At 45.5% G+C, this 19,848-nt stretch carries 21 protein-coding genes; all 21 read left to right on the plus strand.

The window, feature by feature from the left end:
- The first annotated feature begins 3 nt into the window (after window positions 1-3).
- A complete protein-coding gene (fliM, locus tag AC3CH4_RS03975; RefSeq protein ID WP_017087925.1) occupies window positions 4-1,047 on the plus strand; it encodes a flagellar motor switch protein FliM in 1,044 nt (347 codons plus the stop codon).
- A 29-nt stretch (window positions 1,048-1,076) separates the two neighbouring features.
- Window positions 1,077-1,487 carry a flagellar motor switch protein FliN gene (fliN, locus tag AC3CH4_RS03980; RefSeq protein WP_004736208.1) on the plus strand — a complete coding sequence of 137 codons (411 nt, stop codon included), beginning with the start codon at window positions 1,077-1,079 and terminating at the stop codon, window positions 1,485-1,487.
- Window positions 1,487-1,903 (plus strand): flagellar biosynthetic protein FliO, encoded by a 417-nt coding sequence (gene fliO / locus AC3CH4_RS03985; RefSeq protein ID WP_102503988.1) that lies wholly within the window; start codon window positions 1,487-1,489, stop codon window positions 1,901-1,903. Before fliN ends, fliO begins: the two co-directional genes overlap by 1 nt.
- Window positions 1,890-2,819, plus strand: coding sequence for a flagellar type III secretion system pore protein FliP (fliP, locus tag AC3CH4_RS03990; RefSeq protein WP_004736210.1), 930 nt, complete (start codon window positions 1,890-1,892; stop codon window positions 2,817-2,819). The genes fliO and fliP overlap by 14 nt, the downstream gene beginning before the upstream one ends.
- An 11-nt stretch (window positions 2,820-2,830) precedes the next feature.
- Window positions 2,831-3,100 carry a flagellar biosynthesis protein FliQ gene (fliQ, locus tag AC3CH4_RS03995; protein ID WP_004736211.1) on the plus strand — a complete coding sequence of 90 codons (270 nt, stop codon included), beginning with the start codon at window positions 2,831-2,833 and terminating at the stop codon, window positions 3,098-3,100.
- A gap of 6 nt (window positions 3,101-3,106) precedes the next feature.
- A complete protein-coding gene (fliR, locus tag AC3CH4_RS04000; protein ID WP_004736212.1) occupies window positions 3,107-3,889 on the plus strand; it encodes a flagellar biosynthetic protein FliR in 783 nt (260 codons plus the stop codon).
- 9 nt (window positions 3,890-3,898) lie between these two features.
- A complete protein-coding gene (gene flhB, locus AC3CH4_RS04005; RefSeq protein ID WP_488543328.1) occupies window positions 3,899-5,029 on the plus strand; it encodes a flagellar biosynthesis protein FlhB in 1,131 nt (376 codons plus the stop codon).
- A gap of 241 nt (window positions 5,030-5,270) precedes the next feature.
- Window positions 5,271-7,370, plus strand: a complete 2,100-nt coding sequence (flhA, locus tag AC3CH4_RS04010) for a flagellar biosynthesis protein FlhA (RefSeq protein WP_004736214.1) — start codon at window positions 5,271-5,273, stop codon at window positions 7,368-7,370.
- A 27-nt stretch (window positions 7,371-7,397) separates the two neighbouring features.
- Complete coding sequence (flhF, locus tag AC3CH4_RS04015; RefSeq protein WP_488543329.1) at window positions 7,398-8,981, plus strand: flagellar biosynthesis GTPase FlhF; 1,584 nt, start codon at window positions 7,398-7,400, stop codon at window positions 8,979-8,981.
- Between the two features lie 13 nt (window positions 8,982-8,994).
- A complete protein-coding gene (locus tag AC3CH4_RS04020) occupies window positions 8,995-9,882 on the plus strand; it encodes a MinD/ParA family protein (protein WP_004736216.1) in 888 nt (295 codons plus the stop codon).
- Complete coding sequence (locus AC3CH4_RS04025; RefSeq protein ID WP_017076812.1) at window positions 9,875-10,609, plus strand: RNA polymerase sigma factor FliA; 735 nt, start codon at window positions 9,875-9,877, stop codon at window positions 10,607-10,609. The genes AC3CH4_RS04020 and AC3CH4_RS04025 overlap by 8 nt, the downstream gene beginning before the upstream one ends.
- A gap of 42 nt (window positions 10,610-10,651) precedes the next feature.
- A complete protein-coding gene (cheY, locus tag AC3CH4_RS04030; protein WP_016767062.1) occupies window positions 10,652-11,020 on the plus strand; it encodes a chemotaxis response regulator CheY in 369 nt (122 codons plus the stop codon).
- Between the two features lie 106 nt (window positions 11,021-11,126).
- On the plus strand, window positions 11,127-11,858 hold the full coding sequence (locus AC3CH4_RS04035; protein ID WP_017076811.1) for a protein phosphatase CheZ: 732 nt from the start codon (window positions 11,127-11,129) through the stop codon (window positions 11,856-11,858).
- Between the two features lie 9 nt (window positions 11,859-11,867).
- Complete coding sequence (locus AC3CH4_RS04040) at window positions 11,868-14,048, plus strand: chemotaxis protein CheA (RefSeq protein WP_114633111.1); 2,181 nt, start codon at window positions 11,868-11,870, stop codon at window positions 14,046-14,048.
- 13 nt (window positions 14,049-14,061) lie between these two features.
- Window positions 14,062-15,183 carry a protein-glutamate methylesterase/protein-glutamine glutaminase gene (locus AC3CH4_RS04045; protein ID WP_017076809.1) on the plus strand — a complete coding sequence of 374 codons (1,122 nt, stop codon included), beginning with the start codon at window positions 14,062-14,064 and terminating at the stop codon, window positions 15,181-15,183.
- 10 nt (window positions 15,184-15,193) lie between these two features.
- Window positions 15,194-15,976, plus strand: coding sequence for a ParA family protein (locus AC3CH4_RS04050; protein ID WP_004736223.1), 783 nt, complete (start codon window positions 15,194-15,196; stop codon window positions 15,974-15,976).
- Window positions 15,963-17,120: a chemotaxis protein CheW gene (locus AC3CH4_RS04055; protein WP_488543330.1), complete on the plus strand. Its 1,158-nt coding sequence runs from the start codon at window positions 15,963-15,965 to the stop codon at window positions 17,118-17,120. The genes AC3CH4_RS04050 and AC3CH4_RS04055 overlap by 14 nt, the downstream gene beginning before the upstream one ends.
- Window positions 17,121-17,194: 74 nt before the next feature.
- Window positions 17,195-17,689 carry a chemotaxis protein CheW gene (locus tag AC3CH4_RS04060; RefSeq protein ID WP_004736225.1) on the plus strand — a complete coding sequence of 165 codons (495 nt, stop codon included), beginning with the start codon at window positions 17,195-17,197 and terminating at the stop codon, window positions 17,687-17,689.
- Entirely contained in the window at window positions 17,689-18,201 is a 513-nt protein-coding gene (locus tag AC3CH4_RS04065) for a DUF2802 domain-containing protein (protein ID WP_017090989.1), read from the plus strand. The genes AC3CH4_RS04060 and AC3CH4_RS04065 overlap by 1 nt, the downstream gene beginning before the upstream one ends.
- A gap of 278 nt (window positions 18,202-18,479) precedes the next feature.
- A complete protein-coding gene (gene ccmA, locus AC3CH4_RS04070; protein ID WP_012603450.1) occupies window positions 18,480-19,097 on the plus strand; it encodes a cytochrome c biogenesis heme-transporting ATPase CcmA in 618 nt (205 codons plus the stop codon).
- A 1-nt stretch (window position 19,098) separates the two neighbouring features.
- Window positions 19,099-19,767 (plus strand): heme exporter protein CcmB, encoded by a 669-nt coding sequence (gene ccmB / locus AC3CH4_RS04075; protein WP_004736228.1) that lies wholly within the window; start codon window positions 19,099-19,101, stop codon window positions 19,765-19,767.
- The last annotated feature ends 81 nt before the right edge of the window (window positions 19,768-19,848 follow it).

Below are 19,848 nucleotides of genomic sequence, written 5' to 3' on the forward strand. Positions count from 1 at the left end.
TTTGTGACCGATTTATTAAGCCAAGACGAAATTGACGCGCTATTACATGGCGTAGATGATGTTGAAGAAGTTGAAGATAGCGTAGAAGCTGATAACGACAGTGCGGTTAATTTCGACTTTTCTTCACAAGATCGAATTGTTCGTGGTCGAATGCCGACCCTTGAACTTATTAACGAGCGCTTTGCGCGTCATTTGCGTATCAGTTTGTTTAACATGTTGCGCAAAACGGCTGAAGTGTCGATCAATGGTGTCCAAATGATGAAGTTTGGTGAGTACCAAAACACATTGTATGTACCCACCAGTTTAAACATGGTTCGCTTCCGTCCATTAAAAGGCACAGCGCTGATCACTATGGAAGCGCGCCTTGTATTTATTCTTGTAGAAAACTTTTTTGGTGGCGATGGACGATTTCACGCCAAGATTGAAGGCCGTGAATTCACGCCTACTGAAAGACGAATTATCCAGCTGCTGCTGAAAATTGTTTTTGAAGATTACAAAGAAGCTTGGTCTCCAGTAATGGGGGTTGAGTTTGAATACTTGGATTCTGAAGTGAACCCAAGTATGGCGAACATTGTGAGCCCAACAGAAGTGATTGTTGTGAGTTCATTCCACATTGAAGTGGATGGCGGTGGCGGTGACTTCCACGTCGTGATGCCTTATTCCATGGTTGAGCCGATTCGTGAATTGTTGGACGCTGGTGTTCAATCAGACAAAATGGAAACTGACGTTCGTTGGAGTTCGGCATTGCGTGATGAAATCATGGATGTACCAGTTAACTTTCGTGTGAACTTGTTAGAGCAAGATATTTCTCTGCGTGATCTGATGGAGCTGCGCCCAGGGGATGTCATTCCCATGAACATGCCTGAACACGCGACGATGTTTGTAGAAGAACTACCAACGTATCGTGTGAAAATGGGACGTGCGGGTGAAAAACTCGCGGTCCAGATTTCGGAAAAAATTCGAAGACCAAGTGTGGTCAAAACTGATCTCGCTTTTCTAGGCAAAGACCTAATGTCTGAGCTCGAAAACAGCGATGATGACGAATAGCAAAATAGATAAAAGTATAGGAATTGGTAATGGAACCTAGTGAAGATCAAAAGCTAGCAGACGAATGGGCTGCTGCACTTGGTGAAGACCCTTTAGCACCGTCAATTGATGTTGATGATGTGCTTGCGGCACCACTTGATGAACTAACCGATTCATCGTCTCCGATTTCTGAAGATGAGCGTCGTAAACTGGATACCATCATGGATATCCCAGTGACTATCTCGATGGAAGTTGGCCGTTCTCAGATTAGTATCCGTAACTTACTTCAATTGAACCAAGGTTCGGTTGTAGAGCTCGATAGAATTGCTGGTGAGTCACTAGACGTGATGGTTAACGGTACTCTAATTGCTCACGGAGAAGTGGTTGTGGTGAACGATAAATTTGGTATTCGTCTGACTGACGTAATTAGCCAAACAGAACGAATTAAGAAGCTACGTTAATGCGCTTTTCGCCAAAAAGATTGGTGGGCTCGTCTCGCGGAATATTGGGAATAGGGCTGTTGTCTACGCCTTCTATTGCCTTTGCCGCGCCTCCTTCTCTAGATTTAGCGACCACTTTTGGGTCGCTAATTTTCGTTATCGCCTTTATCTTATTTATTGCTTGGTTACTCAAGCGAATGCAAGTGCCTGCGATGTCGAATCAACAAGGCTTGGCTATTGTTAGGCAAATTCCTGTTGGTACTAAAGAACGCATTGCGATTGTGCAAGCAGGTGATGAACAGTTCTTAGTAGGTATTACCACACAGTCGATTCAGCTGATCTCTAAGCTCGATAAACCTCTTACTCAGGAGATGCTGGAAAAAAGTACATTTTCAAGTCAGCTTTCCCAGCTAATTAAAAAAGATGCAAACAAGTAACGGACTTTTTACCTCATCTTACCTTTGCCAAATCGGATCTTTTCGAGCGGTAAAAGCATTGTTGGTTCAGCTCATCCTCCTCTGTTCTTTAGTGTTCAGTGTGTCGGTATTTGCACAGGCTGAAGATGGCACCGTCATTCCAGCGAATACAGCAGGCTCAGAGTCGGTTACCATCAGCACGATGGAACAAGACCAAGCTAAATCGCAAACCATGACGACTGGTAGTTTAACGGGTAATGGTGGTGGCATCCCTGCCTTTACCATGACAACCAACGCCAATGGCGGTGAAGACTACTCGATCAATTTACAGATATTGGCCCTAATGACCATGCTTGGCTTCTTGCCGGCAATGGTAATTTTGATGACGTCGTTCACCCGTATTGTGGTGGTGATGTCTATTTTGCGTCAGGCAATGGGTCTCCAACAAACGCCTTCAAACCAAGTGATTATTGGGATCGCGATATTTTTGACCTTTTTCATCATGTCACCAGTGATCAATCAAGTGAATGAGCAAGCGGTTCAGCCTTATCTCAATGAACAAATATCGGCACGACAGGCGTTCGACGTTGCTCAAGGCCCGATCAAGTCTTTCATGCTCAAACAAACCCGAATCAAAGATCTAGAAACCTTTGTTGAGATATCGGGTGCGGAAGTGACTAACCCTGAAGATGTTTCTATGGCGGTTCTGATTCCAGCGTTTATCACATCGGAGTTGAAAACGGCTTTCCAAATTGGCTTTATGCTGTTCTTACCTTTCTTAATCATCGACTTGGTGGTCGCCTCGGTATTGATGGCTATGGGTATGATGATGTTGTCACCGATGATTGTATCGTTACCATTTAAGTTGATGCTGTTCGTTCTTGTTGATGGTTGGAACTTGATACTCTCCACTCTCGCCGGCAGTTTTGCCTTGTAGCTGGGGGAATAATGAATCCTGAAATATTCGTAGAGTTGTTCCGAGATGCACTTTGGATGGTACTGATAATGGTATGTGCCATTATTATTCCTAGCCTATTGATTGGTTTAGTCGTAGCGGTTTTCCAAGCTGCGACGTCTATCAATGAACAAACATTGAGTTTCCTACCGCGTTTGATCGTGACGTTATTGGCGTTGATGATGTTTGCTCACTGGATGACTCAGATGATGATGGAGTTTTTTTTCGAACTCATCGAACGCTTGCCGCAAGTTCTGTATTAAACCAATATGGAATACCCAACGAGCCTTGTATTAGAGTGGTTAGCCAATTATTTTTGGCCATACACTCGCATTTCAGCCATGCTGATGGTGATGACGGTAACAGGGGCACGCTTTGTGTCGCCGCGTATCCGTCTGTATTTAGGTTTGGCGATCACCTTTGCTGTGATGCCCGCAATCCCAGCAGTTCCTAAAGAGATTGAGCTGCTGTCCTTCCAAGGATTCTTGACGGTATTTGAACAAATCGTGATTGGTGTCGCCATGGGGTTTGTTACTCAGTTTTTGATTCAAACTTTTGTTATGCTCGGTCAGATTCTAGGTATGCAATCGAGTTTGGGCTTTGCCTCTATGGTTGACCCTGCGAACGGTCAGAACACGCCAGTACTTGGCCAACTGTTCATGCTGTTGGCGACCATGTTTTTCTTGGCGACCGATGGCCACTTGAAAATGCTGCAATTGGTGGTGTTCAGTTTTAAAACCTTGCCGATTGGCAGTGGCTCTTTAACCGCCGTCGATTTCAGAGAGCTGGCATTGTGGCTTGGAATCATGTTCAAAACAGCATTAGCGATGTCGTTATCGGGTATTATTGCGCTGCTGACGATTAACCTTTCATTTGGTGTAATGACACGTGCGGCACCTCAGCTAAACATATTTTCTTTGGGTTTTGCATTTGCGCTACTCGTGGGTCTGTTACTTTGTTGGTACATCCTTGGCGGATTGTTTAGCCACTATGAGCTATTTTGGATACAAGGCGAGCAACAGATATGTCGTCTAATCCGGTTAGATTGCTAGGAGACTGAAATGGCAGAGTCAGACGGTCAAGAACGCACAGAAGACGCCACGCCCAAACGCTTGCAACAGGCCAAAGAGAAAGGGCAGGTTGCAAGGTCAAAAGAGCTGGCGTCAGCATCGGTATTGATAGTCGGTGCGATTTCTTTAATGTGGTTTGGCGAATCGATGGCGAAGGCTTTGTTCGAGGCTATGCAACGCCTGTTTTCACTCAGTCGTGACGAGATTTTTGAGACTAACAAGCTACTGGAAATAGCGGGTGGCGCATTAGTAAACTTGTTGTTTCCACTGTTCTTGATTCTAATCACTTTGTTCGTTGCTGCTGTGATTGGTGCTGCGGGTGTTGGTGGGGTCAATTTCTCAATGCAAGCGGCTATGCCAAAGGCATCTAAGCTCAATCCTTTGAGTGGTATCAAGCGTATGTTTGGCTTACAAAGCTGGGTTGAACTGCTCAAATCTATCTTGAAAGTGGCTTTGGTATCGGGCATGGCCATTTATCTGATTCAAGCTTCTCAACACGATTTGATGCAGTTGAGTATGGATGTGTACCCACAGAATATATTCCATGCCTTAGATATTTTGCTTAACTTCATTCTGTTGATCAGTTGTTCTCTACTCATCGTGGTCGCCATTGATATCCCATTCCAGATCTGGCAACACGCCGATCAGCTGAAGATGACCAAGCAAGAAGTCAAAGACGAATTCAAAGACACTGAAGGTAAGCCCGAAGTGAAAGGGCGCATTCGTATGTTGCAGAGAGAAGCGGCTCAGAGACGTATGATGGCTGATGTCCCTCAAGCGGATGTGATTGTGACCAACCCGGAACACTTTTCAGTGGCGCTGCGCTATAAGCAGAATCAAGATAAGGCACCAATTGTGGTTGCCAAAGGTGTCGATCACATGGCGATGAAGATCCGTGAAATCGCACGAGAAAATGACATCTATATTATTCCAGCACCGCCATTGGCTAGGGCGCTTTATCACACCACAGAGCTAGAACAACAAATTCCTGACGGTTTGTTTGCGGCAGTTGCACAAGTGCTTGCATATGTTTTCCAGCTTAAGCAATACCGAAAAAAAGGTGGAGAGAGGCCAAAACTGCAAGATTCTAATATGCCGATCCCACCTGATTTACGACATTAGATCAATTGCTTGAGCTCAGCTTGATGAACCCTGATAATAGCAACTTAGCTACCCCTCTTATTTCCGAGGTGATGGCGATAATTTGACGTGAGATGTTGGTACAGTGTTTGCTATATCAATCCGAACATACTAAGTCCGATCATTATAAACCTGATCATAATAAACTTTAGCAACATAGCTTAGACCTAGGCCTCAATCTGCTTAGTGAGATAGCTACAACATAGCGAAACTGCCTAGATTTATGAAATTCACCCTGCCTTTTGCGGACAAGCTACCTAAAATTCCTAACCGTGCCATGCCTGCGATTGGCGCGCCTGTTATGGTGCTTGCAACGCTAGCTATGGTGGTGTTGCCCATTCCAGCTTTCTTGTTGGATATGTTCTTCACCTTCAATATTGCACTGTCTATGGTTGTGCTATTGGTTTCGGTTTATACCCGTAGGCCTTTAGACTTCGCTGCATTCCCGACCGTACTCCTGATTGCGACTCTGCTCCGCTTGGCCTTGAACGTTGCTTCGACACGTGTGGTATTGCTCCATGGTCATGAGGGTGGTGACGCTGCCGGTAACGTTATCGAAGCCTTTGGTAACGTGGTTATCGGTGGTAACTATGCGGTTGGTTTGGTGGTGTTCTTGATCCTGATGATCATCAACTTCATGGTTGTCACCAAAGGTGCGGGTCGTATCTCGGAAGTAAGTGCACGTTTTACCCTTGATGCTTTACCGGGTAAGCAGATGGCAATCGATGCCGATTTAAATGCAGGTTTGATCGACCAAGATCAGGCTCGTACTCGACGTTTTGAAGTGACCAAAGAAGCCGATTTCTACGGTTCAATGGACGGTGCATCTAAGTTTGTTAAAGGTGATGCGATCGCTGGTATCTTGATCTTGTTCATCAACATTATTGGTGGCTTGAGTATTGGTATGGTTCAGTTTGACCTTGGTTTTGGTGAAGCAATCGAAATCTACACGCTACTGACTATCGGTGATGGTCTGGTTGCTCAAATTCCGTCTCTACTGCTTTCTATCGCTGCTGCGATGATGGTAACGCGTCAAAATACTGATGAAGATATGGGGCAACAACTCTTCTTCCAATTGTTCGACAATCCTAAATCCTTGATGATCACCGCCGCTATCCTTGGCATCATGGGTATTGTGCCAGGTATGCCTCATTTCTCGTTCTTGAGCCTTGCTGTCGTTGCAGGTGCAGGTGCCTATTACATTGATAAAAAGAACAAGAAAAAAGCTGAACAACCCAACCTTCCAGCTACGGTTGAAGCGAGTGGGGAGACGGGTTCTCAGAAAGAACTTTCGTGGGATGATGTTCAGCCTGTTGATATTATTGGCTTAGAAGTTGGCTACCGCTTAATTCCTCTAGTTGACAGAGACCAAGGTGGCGAACTGCTTGAACGCGTTAAAGGGGTGCGTAAGAAGCTGTCTCAAGATTTTGGTTTCTTGATCCCAGCAGTACACATCCGCGATAACCTAGAATTGACGCCAAACAGTTACCGACTCACCTTAATGGGGGTTGCGGTTGGTGAGGCTGAGATTAAGCCGGATATGGAATTAGCCATTAACCCAGGCCAAGTGTATGGAATGATCGATGGTGAGCCGACGATTGACCCTGCCTTTGGTCTGGAAGCCGTGTGGATTCGTGAAGAGCAGCGTGAACATGCGCAAGCCTTAGGTTACACGGTTGTTGATTCATCAACCGTGTTGGCCACTCACCTCAGTCAACAGCTAACGAATAACGCATCACAACTGATTGGTCACGAAGAAGTTCAGAACTTACTTGAGATGCTTAGCCGCTCAACGCCTAAGCTGGTGGAAGGCTTTGTACCGGACCAATTACAGCTTGGCGTCGTTGTGAAAGTGCTACAGAACCTATTGAATGAAGCCATTCCAATTCGTGATATTCGAACAATAGTCCAAACTTTGTCGGAGTACTCAAGTAAGAGTCAAGAACCTGACATACTTACGGCGGCTGTTCGTATCTCTTTGAAACGACTAATTGTTCAAGAAATCAATGGCATAGAGCCAGAGTTGCCCGTGATAACCTTGATCCCAGAGCTGGAACAAATCTTGCATCAAACCATGCAGGCATCCGGCGGAGAATCTGCTGGTATTGAACCTGGTTTAGCCGAACGTTTACAGACCTCACTCAGCCATGCCACACAAGAGCAAGAGCTGAAAGGTGAGCCAGCAGTGCTACTGACCTCTGGTGTATTGCGTTCAACTCTGGCTAAGTTCGTGAAGAACACGATCCCAAGCTTGAGAGTGTTATCTTACCAAGAGATACCGGACGAAAAGCAGATACGTATAGTACAAGCTGTTGGTAATTAAGCCGCCTAATTAGAACGGACGATCGAATTGAAAATTAAACGATTTTTTGCAAAAGATATGCGAACCGCACTGCTCCAAGTTAAAGAAGAACTTGGCTCAGAAGCGGTGATCATGTCTAACAAAAAGGTCGCAGGTGGCGTGGAAATTGTTGCCGCTATTGATGGCGAATCTAGCCCGTCGACAGCGAGCCAGAGATTAAATAAACCTCAGCAGCCTGCGCAAAGCCAATATACGCAAATGGCCGCGCCCGCAGCACCGGCAGGGCGTCGTCAATTAGACGATGACAAGGTTAGCTTACAGACAAGTGCTGAAGGTGGACGCTCAATGACCAAACGCTTTGCGAATATGCTAAAGCAATACAGTCATGGTGCCGATGATGACCCACAACACCGTGCAGAAAATGAAGACTCGTTGTCAGCATTGCTAAATCGCCAATCCAGCACGGGTCATAAGCCGCATAGCAATCATCAGCCACATAGTAATCGTCAGTCTCTCGGCAACCAGTCGTCTCTTGGCAATCAACAGTCTTCTGCTAACCAGCAATCTCACGGGAGCCTCGATTCAGCATTTGCTCGTGAAACAGGCTTATCTAAATTGATTGCCGAAGACCGCAGAGTAGAGCGTCCAGCACCTCGTTTGGATCCTACCCGTTATGATCGTGGTCGTGAGAACCCTCAGTCGAAAGGTTCAGATGCAGAAATGGAGACGATGCGTGAAGAGATGACCTCAATTCGTCGTCTATTAGAGCATCAAGTATCAGGGCTAATGTGGCAAGAAGTTGAGCGTCGTGAACCGCTCAGAGCCATGCTTATCAAACGCCTCGAGCGTATGGGTGTATCTGCCGAGCTTGCCGATCAAATGGCCTGTTACATTCCTGAAGATACCAAGCCTGCACGTGCATGGAAGGCCTTGTTAGCACTGGTTGCTGACCAGATCTCGGTAACGCAAAAAGATATTTTAAAACGCGGTGGTATTGTGGCCTTATTGGGCCCGACTGGCGTAGGTAAAACAACGACGGTTGCTAAGCTAGCTGCACGCGCAGCCATGGAATATGGCGCCGACAACGTCGCACTAGTGACAACGGATACATATCGTATAGGTGCACATGAGCAGTTATCGATTTATGGTCGAATTATGGGTTGTCCTGTAAGAGTTGCTAAAGATTCTAGTGAATTGGCCGATGTAATATATCAGTTACGTAATCGTCGCCTGATTCTGGTCGATACTGCAGGCATGGGACAACGAGATGTTCGCCTATCTGAGCAGTTAGACACATTGATGCAAGAGAGTGGTTCCGTTATCAATAGTTACCTTGTGTTGCCTGCAACCGCACAGCGCAAAGTACTACAAGAAACCATTGAACACTTTAGAAGAATCCCGTTGTCGGGATGTATCCTGACTAAGCTGGATGAATCCCTTAGCTTGGGTGAGTTCATCAGTGTGGTAATACAAAATGCATTACCAGTTGCTTACATAGCAAATGGTCAACGAGTTCCTGAAGATATCGTCATAGCTCAGCCAAAGTATATGATTGCTAAGGCTAATGAGTTATTAGAAAAATCTACAGAGAATGAACCCCATTACTGGAATAGCGATTCTGAAGGGCTCTAGGCGGCGGATAAATATGAATGAGAATATGATACACGATCAAGCTAGCGGCCTCCGTCGCTTAACCAAGCCTTCACTCACAAAAGTTATCGCTGTAACCGGTGGTAAGGGAGGCGTTGGTAAATCGAATGTGACGTTAGGTATGGCTATTTGTATGGCTCGCCAAGGCAAGAAAGTCATGGTACTGGATGCCGACTTAGGGCTGGCTAACGTAGACATCATGCTGGGCATTCGTTCTAAACGAAACCTGGGTCATGTGTTGGCTGGCGAATGTGAACTTAAGGATGCGATTGTCGAAGGGCCGCACGGAATTAGAATTATTCCAGCGACATCTGGCACACAAAGCATGACTGAACTTTCACACGCTCAACACGCTGGGTTGATTCGTGCATTTGGTTCGCTTGAAGATGAGATGGATATCTTGTTGGTTGATACCGCTGCGGGTATTTCAGACATGGTAATTAGCTTCTCAAGAGCGGCGCAAGACGTGGTTGTTGTGGTTTGTGATGAGCCTACCTCAATCACAGATGCATATGCACTGATCAAGCTTTTGAGCCGAGAGCACCAAGTTCAGCGATTCAAAATTGTTGCAAATATGGTCAGAAGCTACCGCGAAGGCCGAGAATTATTTGCAAAGTTGACTTTGGTCACAGAGCGCTTCTTGAATGTGAGCCTCGAACTCGTAGCATGTATTCCTTTAGATGATAAAGTACGTCAATCAGTCAAGAGACAGAAAATCGTAGTAGATGCGTACCCTCGCTCTCCAGCTGCATTGGCAATCAGCTCTTTGGCTAATAAAGCATTGACCTGGCCAATACCAAAAACGCCAAGTGGACACTTGGAGTTCTTTGTTGAAAGGCTGCTGAATCGTACTGAATTTATAGAGGAACCATTTGGTGAATAAAGCGCTTACTTACGATCAACATGCTAATCACAATAGCCAACAGGCTTTTTTTGAGAAGTATTCTGTGTTGGTTAAACGTATCGCTCATCACTTGTTGGGGCGATTACCGCCTAATGTCTTGGTTGATGACTTAATTCAAGCTGGCATGATTGGCTTGATTGAAGCGCAACAAAACTATGATGGTACCAAAGGCGCAAGCTTTGAGACGTATGCAGGTATTCGGATTCGCGGAGCTATGTTGGATGACATTCGCCGTGGTGACTGGGTACCGAGATCGGTTCATAAAAACAATCGAGAAATCAGCAGTGCAATCGCGGAATTAGAGGGTACCCTCAATCGCGACCCAAGTGATGCCGAAGTGGCAAAGCACATGGGGCTGAGTTTAGACCAGTACCACAACGCTTTAACTGATATTAATTGCTCAAGACTTGTCGGGATCGAAGATTTAGGCGTCTCAGATGATGTAATATCTCCGAATGAAGACTCTCAAGATAATACGCCCTTTCAAGGGGTTGCTGATGAGTCATTCCGTCAAGCTTTGATCGATTCGATAAAACAACTTCCGGAAAGGGAAGGCCTTGTGCTTTCGCTTTATTACGACGAAGAACTCAATTTAAAAGAGATTGGGGAAGTACTAGGTGTCAGCGAATCTCGTGTCAGCCAAATACTGAGCCAATCTATGCAGCGTTTACGCACTAAGTTAAGTGCTTGGACACAGAACGACTAACAACACTGATTCTATTCAGTGGAGGCTAATTTGAACAAAAACATGAAAATTCTCATTGTTGATGATTTTTCAACGATGCGCCGAATTGTTAAAAACCTACTTCGCGATTTAGGTTTCAACAACACTCAAGAAGCAGACGATGGCTTAACCGCGTTACCTATGCTGAAAAAAGGCGAATTTGATTTCGTGGTAACTGACTGGAACATGCCAGGCATGCAAGGTATTGACCTGCTTAAACACATTCGCGCAGATGCAGAACTTAAGCACCTTCCAGTGCTTATGATCACTGCGGAAGCGAAGCGTGAGCAGATCATCGAAGCAGCGCAAGCGGGTGTTAATGGTTACATTGTGAAGCCTTTCACTGCTGCAACGCTGAAAGAGAAACTTGATAAGATTTTTGATCGCTTATAAGCATCAATAAGTTTTAGGCACTTCTAGGCAAACACTGACCGATAAGTTCTCTGTTTATCTCGATAGCCTAAGCGCACAAAGTATGCGGAGTAAGGCCGAACTCAGGATGATTTCATTAGAACAAGCAAAAAAATTAGTAGAGCTGCTTGAGAACGATGAGCAGCAAGATGCTGATTCTCTTGTTAGAAGCATTTATGAAGACAATTTTAGTCTTCAAGACAATCCAATGCTTCAAGAAATAGGAAGTTTGACTCGCGACCTCCATGACTCTTTGACTCAATTCAATTTCGATGAGCGCATCAGCGTTATCGCAAATGATGAAATCCCTGACGCAAGGGATCGCCTTCAGTATGTCATTGATAAAACGGAAGTTGCGGCAAATAAGACGATGGACGCTGTCGATCGTTGTATGCCAATTGCAGACAACCTACACGAGTGTTTACTTCAAGTAAGGCCTCAATGGAATGAACTGATGCATGGCCGCATTGAGCTGGCACAATTTAAAGCTTTATGTCACCGCATTGATGGATTGCTTGTCCAAGTAGAAGGCGATAGTACTGAACTACGTGGACAATTGACTGAAATCTTGATGGCTCAGGATTTCCAAGATTTAACTGGGCAGATAATTAGCAAAGTTATTACCTTGGTGAATGAGGTTGAAGGACGTTTGGTCGAGATTCTCACCGTATTCGGTGCGAATCAAACAGAGCCAACTCCAGAGTCAGAGAAGAAAGCATCTATCGCGCCTGAAGGTCCGATTCTAAACCCAGAAGAGCGTGAAGATGCTGTTGCATCTCAAGATGAAGTCGACGATTTGTTATCCAGTCTTGGATTTTAAAGGTAACGTATGAGCTACGATTTAGACGAAGATATTCTTCAGGACTTTTTAGTCGAAGCAGGAGAGATCCTTGAACTCCTATCAGAACAACTGGTAGAGCTTGAGAATAACCCTGACGACAAAGACCTATTAAATGCTATTTTCCGTGGTTTCCATACAGTAAAAGGTGGTGCTGGTTTCCTAGCATTGACTGAGCTGGTGGATACTTGTCATGGTGCTGAGAATGTGTTCGACATTCTACGAAACGGCCAGCGCAGCGTAACATCAGGTTTGATGGATACGATGCTGCAGGCGCTAGATACAGTTAATGTACAGTTTCAAGCCGTGCAAGATCAGGAACCTTTAGTGCCAGCTGATCAAGCTTTATTGGATGAACTTCACCGCCTCTGTAAACCACAGTCGACCGATGAAGCTGCTCCAGTAGAAGCCCCAGCACCAGTAATCGCTGAACCCGCTTTTGAAGCGCCTGCTGAACCGATCGCCGAAAGCGCAAGCATTAGTGCATCTTCAGTGGATGATATTTCTGAAGATGAGTTTGAGCGTCTGCTTGATGAGCTTCATGGTAAAGGTGGTTCACCAACAGCATCTTCTGTATCAACACCGCCGCCAGCTCCTGTTGCTCCTCAGTCAGTTGCTGAGAGTGGTGATATTACGGATGACGAATTCGAAAAGTTATTAGATGAACTGCATGGTGCGGGCAAGAGCCCGACGGCAGTAGGTTCAGCGCCTCCTCCTCCGCCAGCACCTTCTTCCGCACCCGTTTCGGCGATGTCTGAAGGTGATGACCTGATGAGCGACGAAGAGTTTGAGAAACTACTAGACCAGTTACATGGTTCAGGTAATGGACCAACTATTGAAGAGCTAGATGCAGCAACTAAACCTGCTGCAGCGAAGCCTATTGCACCAGTGCCTGCTCCACAAGTCGCTCCTAAGCCTAAGCCATCTGCACCAGTCGCTGTTAAAGAAGCACCAGCGAAAGCTGAAGTTAAAGTGCCAGCGAAGAAACAACAAGCCGACGCTACAGTTCGTGTCGACACGTCAACACTGGATACCATCATGAATATGGTGGGTGAGCTGGTGTTGGTTCGTAATCGACTTGTAAGCCTTGGCTTAAACAGTAACGATGAAGAGATGGCAAAAGCTGTCTCGAATTTAGATGTTGTTACCGCAGACCTCCAAGGTGCGGTAATGAAGACTCGTATGCAGCCGATCAAGAAAGTTTTTGGTCGTTTCCCACGAGTTGTCCGCGACCTTGCTCGTAGTTTGAAGAAAGACATTGTTCTTGAAATGCGCGGGGAAGAAACGGATCTTGATAAGAATTTAGTTGAAGCACTTGCCGATCCTCTGATTCACTTAGTGAGAAACTCTGTGGATCACGGTATTGAAATGCCTGAAGCCCGTATTGCGGCTGGCAAATCACAAACGGGTAAAGTGATTCTTTCCGCCTCGCAAGAAGGTGACCACATTGAACTGGCTATCGTTGATGATGGCGGCGGCATGGACCCTGATACGTTGCGTGCTATTGCGGTTAAACGTGGTCTGATGGACGAAGATGCCGCATCTCGTTTATCAAACAAAGAATGTTTCAATCTTATCTTTGCTCCTGGCTTCTCAAGTAAAGAAAAAATCTCGGATATCTCAGGTCGTGGTGTAGGCATGGACGTTGTGAAAACAGCGATCAACACACTGAATGGCTCGATTGATATCGATTCAGAGATGGGGCAAGGCACCAAGATTACGATCAAGGTTCCATTGACGCTAGCGATTCTACCAACCTTGATGGTCGGTGTTGCAGGTCACCCATTCGCATTGCCATTGGCATCTGTGAACGAGATTTTCCACTTAGACCTCAGCCGCACTAACGTGGTTGATGGCCAGCTGACCATCATCGTCCGCGATAAGTCTATTCCGTTGTTCTACTTGCAAAACTGGCTAGCACCCAAAGCGGGTATTGTGGAATTGCGCAAAGGGCACGGACATGTTGTTATCGTACAGCTTGGTAGTCAACGTGTTGGTTTCGTTGTCGATACGCTTATTGGTCAAGAAGAAGTAGTCATCAAGCCACTTGATAAACTACTACAGGGCACGCCAGGAATGGCAGGCGCGACAATTACAAGTGATGGACACATTGCATTGATTCTAGATGTGCCGGACTTGTTGAAGCAGTACGCAGCTGCGTCAAGAATTTAATTTAAGGATAAATATGGCGATTAAAGTATTAGTCGTTGATGATTCGAGTTTTTTTCGTCGTCGCGTTAGCGAGATCATCAACTCAGAGGCTCGCCTAGAAGTCATTGATGTAGCAGTAAACGGTAAAGAAGCGGTTGAGAAAGCGAAACAGCTGAGACCTGACGTAATCACGATGGACATCGAAATGCCTGTCATGGACGGCATCACCGCCGTTCGTGAAATCATGGCTGCGTCGCCAACGCCTATTTTAATGTTTTCATCGCTAACGCATGATGGTGCGAGAGCAACATTAGATGCGTTAGACGCTGGTGCTCTAGACTTCCTACCTAAGAAGTTTGAAGACATCGCACGTAACCGCGATGATGCTGTCGCATTGCTTCAACAACGTGTGATTCAGATTGCAGCAAAGCGTGCATTTATGCGCCGTGCTCCTATTGCGCCACGAGCTACAGCCACACCGGCAACAACTTCAACACCATTGCGCCAACCGATTTCAGCCGCAGCTTCAGCAGTGAAACCAGCGGTTGCATCAACGGCGAAATTCAGAGCTTCGGGTAAAAAGTATCAATTAACTGCAATTGGTACTTCTACTGGTGGCCCTGTTGCACTACAGAAAATTTTGACGCGCATCCCTGCACACTACCCACATCCGATTGTGTTAGTTCAGCATATGCCAGCAACGTTCACTGCCGCTTTTGCTAGCCGACTGAATACCTTATGTAAGATTGAGGTTCGCGAAGCACAGGACGGAGATGTGTTGAAACCTGGAGTGGCTTATCTTGCTCCTGGTGGTAAACAGATGATGGTTGACGGCCGTGCAGGATCTGCTCGCTTAAGAATTATCGATGGCGGCGACCGAATGAATTACAAACCTTGTGTGGATGTAACCTTCGGCTCTGCAGCGAAGATCTACGGCGACAAAGTCTTGTCTATGATACTGACCGGCATGGGCGCTGATGGTCGAGAAGGTTCGCGTATGTTAAAAACTGCGGGCTCGACAATCTGGGCGCAAGATGAAGATAGCTGTGTTGTATATGGTATGCCTCAAGCTGTAGCAAAAGCTGGCATTTCTACTGAAGACCTCCCTCTAGACCGCATTGCGGAAAGGATTTTGGTTGAAGTTGGGTTAGCTTAGGTAAATCGAAATGATTGTTTGGAGTGTTGCAAACCAAAAAGGTGGTGTTGGTAAAACGACCTCGACCGTGACTCTAGCAGGTTTACTTGCGTTAAAGGGGCACCGTGTTCTGTTGGTTGATACTGACCCGCATGCATCACTAACCACCTATCTGGGTTACGACTCAGATACGGTGGAATCGAGTCTGTTTGATCTATTTCAGTTGCGTGAGTTTAGCGCGCCGACAGTAAGACCTTTGATTTTACAAACTGAAGTCGAAGGTATCGATATTATTCCCGCGCACATGTCTTTGGCAACATTAGACCGTGTGATGGGAAATCGAAGCGGTATGGGGTTGATCTTGAAGCGTGCTTTGGCCGCTTTGAAAGACGACTATGACTATGTACTTATCGATTGTCCGCCGATTTTGGGCGTGATGATGGTCAACGCATTGGCTGCCAGTGACCGTATTTTGATTCCGGTACAGACTGAGTTTTTGGCAATGAAGGGCTTAGAGCGCATGATTCGCACTTTGGCTATCATGCAGAAGTCTCGCAAAACACCGTTTAAGGTGACAATTGTCCCGACGATGTACGACAAGCGAACTAAAGCATCACTGCAAACATTAACTCAGTTAAAAGAAGATTATCCAAATCAAGTTTGGACATCCGCTGTGCCGATAGACACTAAGTTTCGAGATGCTAGCCTAAAGCGCTTACCAGCATCTCATTTTGCATCGGGTAGTCGTGGTGTATTTGCTTACAAACAGCTGCTTATTTATCTCGAAAGGCTGGCGATAAATGAGCGCGAATAAAGAATTAACAATGGCGCGATCAAGTTTATCAAGTGAACAAGCACTTGATGATTACTTTACTGCGCTGTTAGGTGATGAAATGCTGGATTCTGACGAATTTTTTGTTGACGAGACCAGCGATGAGTCATCATCTGCAGAGCCAGAGCCAGAGCCAGAGCCAGAGCCAGAGCCAGAGCCAGAGCCAGAGCCAGAGCCAGAGCCAGAGCCAGAGCCAGAGCCAGAGCCAGAGCCAGAGCCAGAGCCCAAATATTCGAGTTACTCGACCTATGCCGAGTTGCGAGAAGCTGAATTTGAAGTGCCTAATCTGGAAGACGTTCAAAAATTACTGAGCCGCTTAGAAGCGACGAACGTGGTTGATGAACTGAATCTTGATGAATTAATGGATCAGAACACGCAGAAAATTGCTCAACACGCAGACATGCAAATGTTTGATGCTGCGGTGGAATCCGTTCAGCTTCCTGTAGAGCCTGAAATTCAAGACTGGAATCTCCCTGAGCCTGATTTATCAATGGCTCTTGATCAACCTGTTGAGTCGACCATTGAGTCACCAATAGCTGAAGAGTCGCACGTTGAAGCTCTGCAAGACGGAACTCACACTGAAGAGTCAGAAATTGAATCTATCAGTGAACTCGAGGTTGAGGTTGAAACTCAATCTGGCGGTATTGAACGGTTTACATCTTGGGAAACTACGGCTCGAAAAGAAGATTTTCAGGTACTGTATTTTGATGTCAACGGGGTAACATTTGCTGTTCCTCTTGATGAGCTTGGTGGTATTCATCGCCTTGAAGAGCTAAGCCATTTGATTGGTAAGCCTACTTGGTATTTAGGTTTGCAAACAAACCGAGAGAGTCAGTTAGATGTGGTCGACACCGCAAAGTGGGTGATGCCTGAAAAACTAACGAATGATGAATACAAAGAAAACTATCAATATATAGTGATGCTTGGCGAAAGCTTATGGGGGCTTGCGGGTACTGAACTGAAAGGTACCGAGCTTCTTAATACAGATAAAGTTCGTTGGCGAGAAATGGCAGGTAAACGCCCATGGCTCGCTGGTATGGTAAAAGAAAAAATGTGTGCTTTGATTCATGTTGAAGCATTGATCGCCATGCTAAACGCAGGGCTAGATGTAAAAGCATTAAGCTAGTAATAAGCATTAGGCTAACAATAAACGCATCAAGTTAATAATAGTGGTCGGTAACGACGGCAAGAGGATTAAATATGTCTCATATGAGTGAAATTGAAGTAAGAAAAGACCCAACCAATGATGAAGTACTTCAATGGGTGACATTCCAGCTAGAAGAAGAAACTTACGGCATTAATGTTATGCAGGTACGTGAAGTACTTCGCTACAGTGAAATTGCTCCAGTACCGGGTGCTCCAGATTACGTTCTAGGTATTATTAACCTACGTGGTAACGTTGTTACTGTTATCGACACTCGTTCTCGCTTTGGTTTGATGCAAGGTGAAATCACAGACAACACTCGTATCATCGTTATTGAATCTGAGCGTCAAGTCATTGGCATTCTAGTAGACAGCGTTGCTGAAGTGGTTTACCTACGTTCTTCTGAAATCGACACAACTCCAAGTGTTGGTACTGATGAAAGTGCTAAGTTCATCCAAGGTGTTAGTAATCGTGATGGCAAGCTGCTTATCTTGGTAGATCTAAACAAACTATTAAGCGAAGACGAATGGGATGAGATGGCTCACCTGTAATGTTTGAAGCGCTTCCTTTAAGCCCTGTTGCTCTGATTGCCGGAGTCGGGGTTTTTACATTATTCATCGTGATTTTGATTAGCAAAGTAAAACGTGCGATTCAAAAGCAGCTCGATCAGTCACGCCTGCAAGTTCGTAACTTGGACAAAGAGCTTCAAAAATCGAGCAAGCAATTGCTTGAGGTTCGCTCTGTCGTGGTTGGCCTTGGTCAGAAAGTGACGGAACAGCAAGATCTAATCAAGCACTTGAATGAACGCATTGTAGAGCTGGAACATGTTGATACCGATGGGCGCTTGTACACGCGTGCAACGAAGATGGTTCAGCTTGGTGCAGGGATAAACGAACTGATCGAAGAGTGTGAATTACCTAAAGCTGAAGCTGAGCTGATGATGTCTCTGCAGAATAAGCTCGCGGGTAAGGAAAAAATTCCTTCGCTAAGAAGTAACCCTTCATCGTACGATGAACAACCAGATGCATCTCATAAGCGCAGAGACCCAACTCGACGTCGTTAAATTGAGCGCTCGCTGCGTATTGAGTAATTGATGTTTATCGTGCACTCCTCTTAAAAGAAGCTTCGGCTTCTTTTTTTATGCCTGACAGCTCTATATAGAACGATGTTTATAAGTGCTTGTATCTAAGGCAGTATCTTGTTTGTTGATGAAAATGTGTAAATTGTGATGCGGTGGTAACAGTTTCTTACGGAGTTTGTTCTATCGAAAACGCCTAGTCCTGTTTTGTCACCATATTGGTGTGCTACTATAGCCCTTTCATTACTCGACTAAATTTACCTATGCTTGAAGTCTCAAATTTAACTGCTATTCGTGACGACAGGGTTCTATTTGAATCGTTGTCTTTTCAATTGAAACCCGGTGAGCTGGTTCAAGTTGAAGGTCGTAACGGTACTGGGAAAACGACACTCCTTAGGATTATCACCGGCTTAGGTGATCGTGATGAAGGTACTATCTCTTGGGATGGTGAGTCCATTGAAACGAGTCGAGATGTGTATCACCAAAATTTGCTTTTTCTTGGTCACCAAACTGGCGTAAAACGCGAGCTTAGTGCCTATGAAAACCTGAGCTTCTATCAATCGATTCACAGCAGTGGAACGAGTAAGGAAGAACTTTACAATGCATTGGCTCAAGTCGGCCTTGCTGGACGAGAAGACGTGCCTGCAGGTCAACTTTCGGCGGGTCAACAGCGCCGTGTAGCATTGGCTCGTCTGTGGTTAAGTAAGCAAATGTTGTGGATTCTAGATGAACCGCTGACTGCCATTGATAAGCAGGGCGTTAAAGTTCTAGAGTCTCTTTTTTCTCAGCATGCAGACAACGGTGGCATTGTGTTATTAACCACACACCAAGACATGTTTGCTGATAGCCCGAAACTAAGAAAAATAAAGTTGGGTGAGTAATATGATTTCTTCAATGACAACGATCATTCGACGTGAGCTGTTGATCGCATTTCGTCGCCAAGCCGATATCTTTAACCCTCTGTGGTTTTTTATCATTGTCATCACCCTTTTCCCATTGAGTATCGGCCCTGAGCCAAACCTACTTGCGCGTATCGCAGCGGGCATTGTTTGGGTTGCAGCTTTACTTTCTGCATTACTTTCTCTCGAACGATTATTCCGAGATGATTTCCAAGATGGCGCCCTCGAGCAGATGATGCTGATGCCCATCCCGTTGCAGTTGGTAGTATTGTCCAAGGTCATAGCGCACTGGTTATTGACAGGGTTACCATTAATATTGATCAGTCCGTTGTTAGCGGTACTGCTGTCCTTGGATTTCGATACTTGGTTATCGGTGGTCTTAACGCTATTGGTTGGTACGCCTGCATTAAGCTTTATTGGTGCGATTGGTGTCGCTTTAACCGTTGGATTACAAAAAGGCGGTGTGCTGTTAAGTCTGCTTATTTTGCCGTTGTATATCCCAATTCTTATATTTGCTACATCAGCGATTGATGCGGCAGCACTAGGCGTTGCGTATAACGGTCAATTAGCTGTGTTAGGGGCAATGCTAATGGGCGCAATGACGCTCACCCCATTTGCCATAAGCGCAGCGCTGAGAGTGAGTGTTAACTAGTTAATTATCTGATTAAAACTAGCTAACTAAGCGTTCACTTCCACTTTGTTTGTTCAGAGTGAACTAATTGAAGCTTTTAAA

The organism is Vibrio sp. QJM3NY_26 (assembly GCF_057786005.1).